9 protein-coding genes and 1 pseudogene are annotated in these 12149 nt (G+C 41.8%); 9 read left to right on the forward strand and 1 reads right to left on the reverse strand.

Translation table 11 applies throughout. The features are described 5' to 3' along the window. Positions 1–24: 24 nt before the first annotated feature. Positions 25–1041, reverse strand: coding sequence for a ribose-phosphate pyrophosphokinase (locus ACEYW6_RS28230; protein ID WP_190895737.1), 1017 nt, complete (start codon positions 1039–1041; stop codon positions 25–27). A 635-nt stretch (positions 1042–1676) separates the two neighbouring features. On the opposite strand from ACEYW6_RS28230, the gene ACEYW6_RS28235 reads away from it, so the two are divergent. From ACEYW6_RS28235 to ACEYW6_RS28275, 9 genes and pseudogenes are all read left to right on the forward strand, one after another. Then, entirely contained in the window at positions 1677–2684 is a 1008-nt protein-coding gene (locus ACEYW6_RS28235) for a decaprenyl-phosphate phosphoribosyltransferase (protein WP_412982365.1), read from the forward strand. A gap of 52 nt (positions 2685–2736) precedes the next feature. Next, complete coding sequence (locus ACEYW6_RS28240) at positions 2737–3321, forward strand: YqeG family HAD IIIA-type phosphatase (RefSeq protein WP_196512297.1); 585 nt, start codon at positions 2737–2739, stop codon at positions 3319–3321. A 59-nt stretch (positions 3322–3380) separates the two neighbouring features. Then, a complete protein-coding gene (locus tag ACEYW6_RS28245; RefSeq protein WP_190895734.1) occupies positions 3381–3716 on the forward strand; it encodes an SMR family transporter in 336 nt (111 codons plus the stop codon). 308 nt (positions 3717–4024) lie between these two features. Next, positions 4025–5626, forward strand: a complete 1602-nt coding sequence (locus ACEYW6_RS28250) for a glycosyltransferase family 39 protein (RefSeq protein ID WP_412982349.1) — start codon at positions 4025–4027, stop codon at positions 5624–5626. 172 nt (positions 5627–5798) lie between these two features. Beyond that, positions 5799–7529, forward strand: a complete 1731-nt coding sequence (locus ACEYW6_RS28255) for a protein kinase domain-containing protein (RefSeq protein ID WP_412982350.1) — start codon at positions 5799–5801, stop codon at positions 7527–7529. Next, the gene (gene bioD / locus ACEYW6_RS28260; protein ID WP_412982351.1) at positions 7529–8218 is read left to right on the forward strand and encodes a dethiobiotin synthase; all 690 of its coding nucleotides are present in this window, start codon (positions 7529–7531) and stop codon (positions 8216–8218) included. Before ACEYW6_RS28255 ends, bioD begins: the two co-directional genes overlap by 1 nt. Positions 8219–8281: 63 nt before the next feature. Continuing rightward, a complete protein-coding gene (locus ACEYW6_RS28265) occupies positions 8282–9499 on the forward strand; it encodes a M20 family metallopeptidase (protein ID WP_412982352.1) in 1218 nt (405 codons plus the stop codon). Between the two features lie 109 nt (positions 9500–9608). After that, positions 9609–9752: pseudogene (locus ACEYW6_RS28270) on the forward strand (IS4 family transposase); the annotation flags it as partial. A 1056-nt stretch (positions 9753–10808) separates the two neighbouring features. Continuing rightward, positions 10809–12068 carry a DUF4912 domain-containing protein gene (locus ACEYW6_RS28275; RefSeq protein ID WP_412982353.1) on the forward strand — a complete coding sequence of 420 codons (1260 nt, stop codon included), beginning with the start codon at positions 10809–10811 and terminating at the stop codon, positions 12066–12068. Positions 12069–12149: the final 81 nt, after the last annotated feature.

Here is a 12149-nt window from a genome sequence, read left to right on the forward strand (position 1 = left end):
TACAAATGACAGTCTTTGTATTGGCTAGCGGAACATACTACTGACTGAAGTATCTTCATGAATCCGCCAGATAGTTTCTCCTAAAAGATTAGCTACTGACAGCACCACTAGTTGTGGAAAACGATTGTTTTCTGGTATGGGAATTGTATTTGTAACAATGACTTCCTCAAACAAGCCACTGGATAACCGCTCCATCGCTGGTGGAGAGAACACTGCATGAGTTGCACAGGCGTATACCTGACGCGCTCCTTCTTCACGCAGTAATCGCGCTCCTTCAGCGATCGTGCCCCCAGTGTCAATCATGTCATCCACCAACACTGCCGTTTTGCCTTTAACATCGCCGATGACGTTTAAAACTTCTGCAACATTATGTGCCTGACGACGTTTGTCAATAATCGCCAGTGGGGCATCATTGAGTTTTTTCGCAAATGCTCTGGCTCGTGCTACACCGCCAACATCAGGGGAAACAACCACAAGATCGGGGAGTTGTTTGCTTGCTAGATAATCCAGCAATACTGGCGAACCGTAAACATGGTCAAAGGGGATATCGAAATAGCCTTGAATTTGAGCGGAGTGCAAATCCATTGCTAGAACGCGGTTGGCACCTGCTTCAGTGATCAAGTTAGCAACCAGCTTGGCGGTTATTGACTCTCGTCCTGCCGTTTTGCGATCAGCACGGGCATAACCGTAGTATGGAATTACTGCTGTCACCTGCCGCGCAGAAGCTCGACGACAAGCGTCAACCATAATTAATAATTCCATCAAATGATCGTTCACGGGTTGACAACATGGCTGGATTAAATAGACATCACAACCCCGAATCGATTCTTGGATTTGAACGTAAAGTTCTCCATCCGCAAATCTTTTGCGAATCATTGGCCCTAAGTCCATGCCCACATAACGAGCAACTTCTTGAGACAGCTGTATATTGGCAGAGCCAGAAAACAGCCGCAGGCGATGATTCTCGGTCAGTCCCGTTGCAGATGGTTGCACTTTGAAAGTTGCAGAACTGAGCACAGCAGATCCTCTATGTGCATTCATAACAATACTATAGTTAGAGATTTAATAGATTTAACCGAGAAATCGCCTAAAAAAACATCTGTGAGTTTTGTTGAAACTTCCATACAAAATTTAAACATTTTTCCATAAAATTATCATTTGCTAATTGTCTAATCTTCTTGGCAAACAAGCTATTGATAGCTTAACTGACATCAAGACCGTCCACTAGGTCTATAGTTCAAATTTTTTGGGTTGAGGTAAACATTGGTATGCTAGGTTCTTCTAACTACCTCATTTATAGCTGACAGTAAAGCATTTACAACTTAAGTGATATTGAAGTTTGTTCTCATACAGTATAGCACCTGCGACTAAGTATATTAAATGTATTTTATTATTCCAGTAATTAGCATTGACAAAAACGACAATTACATAATTTAGAAGTCACTCGCAGTAGAGACAATCCACCCACACACAGGAAAATTTTTAGATAAAGTTTTAATAAAGTTTGAATAAAGATTGATTAAAGATATTTTTATACTCCCAAAACATTACTTAACAAGGGTAATATCATCAGGGTAATATCATCTTAGATGTTAAGTAAAAATGCTTAAAATTTTTTACTGAAACAAATTTTAATTAAATCTAGATAAAGTTGTTCCCTCTAATTTTCCTGAGACATAAAAGCGGAAAATATACTTATGGACTCTCGACGGACTTCAGTAGTAGAGAAATCTTTAACTGCCATAGTAACTAGTTCCAAGAAGTCGCCGTACTATCTAGCTGCGATGCGACCGCGACAATGGACAAAAAATCTGGTGGTGTTTGCAGCACCATTGTTTGCATTTAGTATTAATCTGCAATCTCTGCTAGGTAGCTTATTGGCATTTGTATTATTTTGCTGTGCATCAAGTGGCTTCTACTTAATCAATGATATCGCAGATGTTGAATCTGACCGTGAACACCCTGTTAAATGTAAGCGGCCAATTGCCGCTGGATTAGTTAGTATCCGTGTTGCTGCTGGGATGGCATTAGTGTTGTTGAGTAGTGCTCTGATTTTGGGGTGGTTGCGATCGCCTCAGTTGGGTGCAGCCATAACTGCATACGCCCTGTTGCAGATCGCCTATAATCTGCGACTCAAACGGATGGTGATTTTAGATGTTGGGGCGATCGCTACCGGATTTGTCCTACGAGCCTATGCCGGAGCTGCTGCTACCGGAATTGTTTTATCTAGTTGGTTTTTAATCTGCACTGCAATGCTGGCGCTATTCTTAGGTATTGAAAAACGCAAAGCAGAACTACGGTTAGCACAAATTAAAGGCAACAAACCTCGCTCTGTCCTCAAATACTATTCCTTGCCTCTGCTTGCTCGCATGGAAAATGTCGTAACTACTTGTACGGTTGTCACCTATGCTCTTTGGAGCGCAGGCCCTTACTTGCATGGAGCACGCACCTCTTGGATGCTAATCACTTTGCCGTTTGTTTTGTATGGAATTTTTCGCTATCAACTGCTGAGTGATCCTCAGGTGATTGCCAGTTCTAGTGAAAACACTATAGAGCAAGGTGGAAGCAGTGAAAGGCCGGAAGAAGTTTTATTGAAAGATTTACCCATCCTATTAACTGTTATTAGTTGGGTGATAGCTTGCTTTGTGATTCTTTTACTCAAACACCAAGGGCTGATCGCATAAATCTAGTAAATGAGTTAATAGCAGAATTTTGGTTTGGCAAGGGAATTTGTGGATGAAAAATTTCAAGGTTTTTTTGATGAAGTGGCGCAAATTGGGTTTTAAACAGAAACGCCATAAGCTTCCACAACATGTCCATACACTCGCTCAAATAAAAATTGACGAAATCAAGGTTTGTGGTGTTAAAGGAATAATTCTCGATTTAGATAACACTATTATTTCTGAAGATGATCGCTACCTATCTCCTTGTGCAGAAGATTGGATTACACAAGCCAAGTTAGCCGGATTGCAATTTTTTATCCTCTCAAATGGTAAACGTCGCTATCGCGTCAAATATTGGTCTCATCGTCTTGATATTCCAGCGCTCAGTCCAGCGAAAAAACCCTTTCCCCCTGCATTTCGACAGGCAATAGCTTATATGCGGTTACCAGCAAAACATGTACTCGTCATTGGTGATAGTTTACATACTGATTTTGTAGGAGCACTACTTTGTGGATGTGGCTACATACAAGTTGCTAGCCTACCGCACCCGCCTCGATGGTGGGAAAAACTTGCTAGCAAATGGGTGCAAATACCTTATCCATCTGGAGAAGAACTTTGGAATTTTGACGGTGCTGCTGGCTATGAAAGCTTCTTATAAATTGTAAATTACTCTTTTTATCAAAAAATATCGCCTTGTAAAGTGACTAAATTTTCACCATGAATAACCAGATAGTTTTTAGTTTACTGATTCTAATCACAGTAGGGTTAAATACACTTGCTCAAAATCTCTTGAAACTAGGAGCAGGACAAAATCCTTTAAATATCTATTTACTAGGAGGGATTTGTAGTTATGGTCTGAGTACGATTTTTTACGTAGTAGTTTTAGGAAAGCTGAATTTATCTGTCGCCTATCCAGTGGTAATAGGGTTAACAATTATATTCACAATGATTACTGGTGCTGTAATTTTGCGAGAAAAAATCTTAGTTTTGCAATGGTTAGGAGCGGGTTTGATGTTGAGCGGTATCGGGGCAATTGCTTTAGGTAAGCATTGACTAGAGCATCGATTCAGTAATCAAAAACCTAACCCCCCAGCCCCCTTCCCTAGCAGGAAAGGGGGAGCCAAACTCCCCTCTTTGCTATGCCTAACGGCAGGCTTACGCCAAGATGGAGGGGTTCTTCCAGGATTACTGAATTGGTGTTCTAGTGTTTTAAGAATAGATAAATTATGTAATTAAAATTGTCAGTATAAAAAACTTTTATCCTAACATTACTAATAAACTACGCTTAATTCATTACATTTATTTGAAGAACTTGCTTGATTACTTGTTACGAAAATTGGATTTAAATAAGGTGTGCAGTAATGATTAATTTAGTGTCATTAAAAAGAAACAAAAATATGATTAAAATGTTAAACCAGAGATGGTCAAGATATTATCTCTCTGTTTTAATAGTAATTATTTTGGGTGTTTTTCTGCGCTTTTTTCTGTTAGGGAAACAGAGTCTTTGGTATGATGAAGGCTTAACGTTAACTCTTTCTGATTCCTCGACACTTCAAGAGAGCATTGCGAACGTAAGAGCCGTAGGAAATAGTGATAGATTTCAACCACTATACTTTATAGTTCTCTTTTTGTGGCGTCAGATATTTGGTGAAAGTGAATTTGCCCTTCGCTCACTCTCTACTCTTTTAGGAATTAGCTCAACTATTGTTATATTCTTTACTGCTTTGCGGATATATGGAAAAAAGCACGCTTTATGGTCTTTGCTAATCCTGACATTCAGTTCTTTTTGTATTTACTACAGCCAAGAAGCAAGAATTTATGCCTTAGCAATGTTTATAGCTTCACTTCAACTATATTTCTTCAGCAAGGTATTAGTTAAAAGCGAAGGTGATCTAGGTATTTCAATATTGCTATTCAGTATTTTTACCGCTATAGGAATTTTTACTAATATTAACTTCTGCTTTTCCACTATAGCTCTATGTCTATCTCATATTGTTATCTATAGAAATTTAAGACAATGGCTGCAATGGTGGCTGCCTGCGGGGTTTTTATCTTTACCGCCAGTATTATATTATCTGTCTTTATCTGGAGCAACTGATCCAGAAAGCATTTCAGTTTCTCGATTGGGATTCCCCATCATTCAAAATATTATTTTTGTGTTACATGGAATTTTAGTGGGAACAACTTATGGACCTTCAATGGAACAGTTGCGAGGCGATGATAAAGTACAGGTTGTGCTTCGTTACTGGCCTCACATACTTTTATTGGTGATTGTCGGTAGTGTAATTTTTCTGGCTTTAATAAAAGTTTTATTGAGACACAAAAAAAATAACAGAGAGCAGCATCCTGATTGCTTCTTTGCTTCTGTTTTTGTTATGACATTTTTACTAGGATTGCTCTTAGCTATTGTTACCAAATTTAATTGGGTACCGCGTCACTCTTATTATCTTTGGTTCCCACTTGCCATGCTTATCCCATCAGCTTTGAGTCAAAGGACTGGTATTAGGTCAAAGCGCTACGGAGTGTCTAAGTTTGCTCAAATCGCTGTCATATCTCTGATAGTTATGAATATTTATTCTCTTTGTAATTACTACTTTAATGATGACTATCAGAAAGATGACTACCGCTCTACAATCCAGTACATTATAAAAAATCGTTCTTCTTCGACAAAATCTGTAGTTTTATTTGGCAATCTCAGATTATTTAAATACTATGGTGATCCTCTAACTCTGGATGCACACAATTTAGGTAATCAGTTAAGAAAAGGCATTACTGATGAAAATTTTGCAGAAAAAATTGAAAAATTAACAAATAGTGCAGACACAGTTTTGATCGTAGTTAATCGGGAACATCTATTTCCCAAAGGATTGATTGAAAAAGAGATGAGTGATTTGTATAACCTGGATTCTCAAGTTAATTTTACATATTTCAAAATTTATCGTTTTCCCAAGAAGAAAAATTGAATTGGAGATTGCAGACTCTGTAAGTTATACAGTACGAAACAACCTTGCTCTGGTGGGGGTGTACCCGTTGAGTATAGTAGAATATTGCCGCAGGTAACTGTCTGTCGCCTCTTGGATTTAATCTTTGTGGGTGACTGCCTCTTCAGTTGCTAATACACTCAATGATTCGATCATGCAACCACCGATTACAGTTGGCACTGTCTTGCAAAACCGTTACCGCATAATTCAAATTCTCGGACAAGGGGGATTTGGTAGAACCTATCTGGCAGAAGACCAGAGGCGCTTTAACGAACTTTGCGCGATCAAGGAATTGATTTCAACAGCAACGGAGGCTTTGGCTTGGGAGAAGGCGCAAGAGCTTTTTCATCGAGAAGCCGCCATTTTATATCAAATTGAACACCCACAAGTCCCTAAATTCCGGGAAAGATTTGAGCAAGACCAACGTTTATTTTTGGTGGAGGACTACGTTGCAGGTCAAACGTACCAAACTTTGCTGGCTGAACGTCAAGCTGTGGGACAAACTTTCACAGAGGCAGAAGTATTGCAGCTGATTCAGTTGTTGTTACCTGTTTTAGAGCATATTCACAGTCGAGGGATTATTCACCGGGATATCTCGCCAGAAAATATTATTTTGCGAGATAGTGACGCTAAACCTGTGTTAATTGACTTTGGAGTGGTAAAAGAACTGGCAACGCGTTTACGATCGCCAGAGAGTGCAATGCCAGAAACTACCGTGGGCAAATTAGGCTACTCTCCTAGTGAGCAAATGCAAACAGGGGGAGCTTATCCTAGTAGTGACTTGTATGCATTAGCGGTGAGTGCAATTGTTTTGCTAACTGGTAAAGAACCAAGGGATCTATTTGACGAAAACCAACTAACTTGGAATTGGCAGCGGTGGGTAACAGTTAATCCGCGATTGACCCTGGTTTTGAATCAAATGTTGAATCATATACCGAGCGATCGCTACCAAAGTGCTGCTAGTGTATCTCAAGCACTACAACCTTTACAGCAAGTCAGTCTTCCTTCCCTGAATACATCTAACTTGCAGACAATGGCTGTTGGCCGCCGTCCTGATTTTGTACCACCAGCAGCTTCGCCCAAGAAACAACCCGATCCTGTGATACCCCCAAGTCCCCCTAGTTCACTCTTGGATAATCCTTTAGCGATCGCAGCAATTGCCACTGCTGTAGTGATTGTGGCGGGATTTGGTTCTTGGGCACTCGTAAGTTCCATCCGCAGTCAGTCGAAAACCCCAGATGAGACACTTCCACAAAATTTCCCTTCACCAGTGATTTCTGGTGGTACTACATTCACATCCACGCCCACACCCACCAACGATCAACCTGTTGTATCTAGTAAGCGCCTCAATCTAGGAGCATCTAATAACACAACCGCAGTTCAAGATACTCTTAAAACAAATCAAATAATCCGGTACACTTTTTTTGGACAGGAAGGTGACAAGTTAAGTACGTTGATTGACCCAGGAAACAGCGTTTTGCTCACAGTCTTAAGTCCCAATCAACAACCAATTGATAATAATGCCCAGCAAGTAACATCCTATGAAGGCACATTACTGGTTACTGGTAGATATAGTATTGAGTTAACACTGGTTTCAGGAGTTACCGAAAGCAATTACAATCTCAATGTTGCATTAGAAAAACCAGTCAAACCAACACCTACCCCAATTTTTACAGAAACACCCCTCCCAATTCCGACAGAGACACCCTTTCCAATTCCGACAGAGACACCCTTTCCAATTCCGACAGAGACACCCTTTCCAATTCCGACAGAAACACCCTTTCCAATTCCGACAGAGACACCTACCCCACTTCCGACTACTGGTGAAACGCCAACTTTTCCGCCGGTTGATGAAACACAACCATTTTCTGGCCAAAGAAATTAATGTTAAACACACTACTGATTACTGGAACTGATACAGAAGCTGGTAAAACTGTTTTAACAACAGCATTAGCAGCCTATTGGCAAAAATATTACCCACAGCGTAGCTGGGGAATCATGAAACCGATTCAATCGGGAATTGGCGATCGCGAATGGTATCAAAAGCTATTTGCACTAGAACAAACCGCAGATGAAATTACACCTTTGTACTTCCAAGCACCTCTCGCCCCTCCCATCGCAGCAGCACGGGAAAATCGTCGAGTCGATTTAGCAGTAGTTTGGCAAGCTTTGTCTAAGTTGCGATCGCAACGTGATTTTGTGCTTGTAGAAGCCTTAGGAGGGTTAGGTTCGCCAGTCACTGAGGAATTAACGGTAGCTGACTTAGCGGGAGAATGGCGTTTACCAACGGTATTGGTAGTGCCAGTGAGATTGGGTGCGATCGCTCAAGCAGTGGCGAACGTAGCATTAGCTAGACAATCGCGCATCAATCTTAAAGGGATTGTTCTCAACTGCGTACAACCCCGAACGGATGCAGAAATAGCCGACTGGACACCACCCCAATTGATTCAATCACTTACTAACACGCCAGTTTTAGGCTGCTTGCCCTATTTAGATAACCTGACTGATTTAGATAAACTTGCTCAAGTAGCATCAGATTTAGATTGGGAAACACTGACACATTCAGAACGATAAACTAAGAAAATAAACTAAGTTAGCTGCCTAAGTTAGCTTTACTTAAACTAGCTTGTCTTTATAATGGTTTCTACCTTTCCCAATCCCTCTTCTGTTGACCTATCTCACATCCGACTTTCGATCCGTTCATTGCAACCACAATTGGTAGAGTGGCGGCGGCGATTGCATCAACAACCAGAGCTGGGTTTTCAAGAAAAACTGACGGCTGAGTTTGTCTCACAAAAGCTGCAAGAATGGGGGATTGATCATCAAACTGGCATTGCTCACACTGGGATTGTTGCCACCATCAAGGGTAACAAACTAGGTGCAGAGAAAGTTTTGGCGATTCGGGCGGATATGGATGCTTTGCCAATCCAAGAACTTAACGAAGTGCCCTACAAATCGCAGCATGATGGAGTGATGCACGCTTGTGGACATGATGGACATACTGCGATCGCTTTAGGTACAGCTTATTATCTGCAACAGCATCGCCAAGACTTCTCCGGTACCGTGAAAATTATCTTCCAACCAGCAGAAGAATCACCAGGAGGCGCAAAGCCGATGATTGAAGCTGGAGTTCTGAAGAATCCTGATGTTGATGCGATTATTGGTTTGCACTTGTGGAATAATTTGCCCTTGGGAACAGTCGGCGTGCGGGCTGGGGCGTTGATGGCAGCGGTGGAGTGCTTTAACTGCACAATTTTGGGTAAAGGTGGACACGGCGCACTACCACATCAAACAGTGGATTCAGTTGTAGTTGCAGCTCAGGTGGTGAATGCCTTGCAAACTATTGTCGCTCGGAATGTGAATCCCATTGATTCAGCAGTGGTGACAGTGGGCGAACTTCATGCTGGAACCAAGCGGAATGTGATTGCTGATACAGCGAGAATGAGTGCCACTATCAGGTATTTTAATCCTAGTTTGAAAGGCTTTTTCAACCAGCGTGTCGAGCAGATTATTGCTGGAATTTGTCAAAGTCATGGTGCGAGTTATGACTTAGAATACTGGTCACTTTATCCACCAGTAATTAATGATATGAAGATGGCGGAATTGGTGCGAACTGTAGCAGAAGAAGTAGTAGAAACACCGTTGGGTATTGTGCCAGAATGCCAAACTATGGCTGCTGAAGATATGTCATTTTTCTTGCAAGAGGTTCCTGGTTGCTATTTCTTTTTAGGTTCTGCGAATCCAGAGAAAGATTTGGCGTATCCTCATCATCATCCCCGGTTTGATTTTGACGAAACGGCGTTGGGAATGGGTGTGGAAATGTTTGTTAGATGCGTGGAAAAGTTTTTGAATTAATCGCACATGAAGAGTCATGTGACACAGTTTTAGAAAAGAGTGAATGGCAATCCTTGTGTGCCACTATAAATGAAAATCCTACTTCACCTGACACACCATCATATTTACGATTGCACATCTTGGTGACTTTTTAGGTCGAAGAGGTGATGGTGAACTTGGCGTGAAAACCATTTGGCTTGGGCTGCGGCAATTACACGATATCGCTGTCACTTGGAAACTTCTCTACTCAGATTCTCCGAAGACATCTTTGTAGTTAACGATTACCTCCGGCATGCTACGCGATCGCACTATACCTTAGCGCATTTTCTGTCTTTAAAGTCAATCATGATGGCGTTATTTGTTTCTGTAATCCCCTGTGAGTCTAATTTACAGCAATGTTAAGAAAGATCCGGCTAATGGATAGCCCGTGTCGGGAAGGGGGAAATTCAAAGTCTCTCTCCTTTTAGGCTACGGTGTACACACAAGCCCTAAAAACCTAGCTTGATAAGGCTTGACTCGTTCCCAGTCGGAGACTGGGAATGCATTCATTGAGTCTCTGACTCAATAGACTTCTTGCATAAGTCGGGAAAAGGGGGAAGGGGAAAAGGTTTTGTATTGTCCCCTTCCCCTTTAACCAAAACCTTTTCCCCAAGAGTGCAAAAAGCACTTTTGCAAGAGGTCTAATATCTGACTAGAGGCGGCAGCCTCTAATAATCCATTCCTATGCAGAGCATGGGAACGAGAGAAATCCACCTTTTTCGCCTGTAAACTGACTCTGGGTCTACTTGTGTGTACACCGTAGCCTAAAAGGAAAGAGATTTAGAGAGAGGTTTTCCAGATACCGTGAAAAGTCAGATAGTAGTGGGTTTAATTCCTCACGCCAAGCCCCTTTAAATCCTGCTCCTGTCTTTGTAGATTTAGGTTTTTGACCAACACACAACGCAATGTCATGAAAAATTGACATTTTGGTCATTGCTCGACATCCAACTAGCTATCAATGTCATAAAATCATGACAATTAGATCCCGGAAGGGCTGATAAATTCGTGTAACAGGCAAAAAACCTATGGAAAACACTTGATCCCTACATATGCTTAGTGGTTAATATTGACTTAACAAATAGAACTTCTCCGATCCCGAAGAAATGCTGATTTTGGCATAACTAAGGAATTGAAAGAAGTGACCCCAATTTAAAAACAGACTAAAAAACTTAAAAACTGGGCAAAACCAGGAGTCAGGAATAAGAAATTCATCTGGAGTGGATGACATTTTATATAGCATTCTTTAACCAGGGGAAATCATTTACCGCTTAAACTACTGGAGGCCAAATTAATGGCAAAAGAACGCCCGCCACTAGAGGAGATGACCTTACGCCAACTACGCAAAGTTGCTAGCGAATATAGCATCTCTCGCTATAGCCGAATGCGTAAATCACAATTGCTGGCATCAATTCAAGAAGTCCAGCGCAGCAAAAATTCGTTCAGTCCATCTCGTTCATTGGAGGCACAGGAAACCGTGGAAGCTGCAAAGTTTGAATTAGGTCAGGAAGATCGTACTGGTGGATCTCTAGCTGATGTTGATGAAGGACTCGCAGATTTGCCTTCTGGCTATGGTGAAAGCCGGATTGTTCTATTACCACGTGATCCTCAGTGGGCTTACACTTACTGGGATATTCCTAATGAGCACAAAGAGGAACTGCGCCGGCAAGGCGGACAACAACTGGCACTACGGATTTATGATGTCACCGACATCGATATCGAATACCAAAGCCCCCACAGCATTCAAGAATATCCTGCTGATGAACTAGCTAGAGAATGGTATCTACCAGTTCCAGTTAGCGATCGCGATTATGTAATCGATATCGGCTATCGTGCTGCTGATGGTCGCTGGTTAGTACTCGCTCGTTCTGCTAGAGTACACATTCCTCCCGTTTATCCTTCTGACTGGATAGAGGATGTCTTCATCACTGTCAACTTTGAAGAAGATTTGCGTGGTAAGACTCAATACGAACTAGTTCCCCCTGCCAAGAAGATTGCAGCTACCGCCAGTGGTAATCCTGTGAATACCAACGGCAACCCCATCTACGACCAAATCTTTGGTTTAGCCGAATCTGCCGAAGCACTACGGGTTGCTGGTTCTATCTTCGGCTCCCAGCACCAAGTACCAGGTTCAGCACGTCCTGAACAAGCCATTAGCTCCTACGTTTTCCCATCTGGTGTGGGTATGTGGGCAGTTCCTACCGTCTCTGGTTTAACTGCTTCCGGTGCAGGAATGTCAGGTGTTGGCTTCTCAGCTTCCGCCATACCAATGCGTCCGCGCCAGTTCTGGTTAATTGCCGATGCTGAGTTGATAGTCTACGGTGCAACCGAACCTGATGCTACCGTAACCATTGGTGGCCGGCCAATTCAGCTAAATCCAGATGGAACATTCCGCTTCCAGATGTCCTTCCAGGATGGTTTAATTGACTATCCGATTTTGGCTGTAGCTGCTGACGGTGAGCAAACCCGGTCAATTCAGATGAAATTCAACCGTGAGACACCATCCCGAAATACCAATACCAAAGAAGAAGCTGTTATAGAATGGTTCTCTTAAGTTTTGGTGATCAGATTAACTCCAGACTGAAATTTTAAATTATTCCCCGCTATAGTAATTCTGTAGCGGTTTTTTTTTGCA

The sequence above is a fragment of the Nostoc sp. UIC 10607 genome, assembly GCF_047228265.1.
Taxonomy (GTDB): Bacteria; Cyanobacteriota; Cyanobacteriia; order Cyanobacteriales; family Nostocaceae; genus Nostoc; species Nostoc foliaceum_A.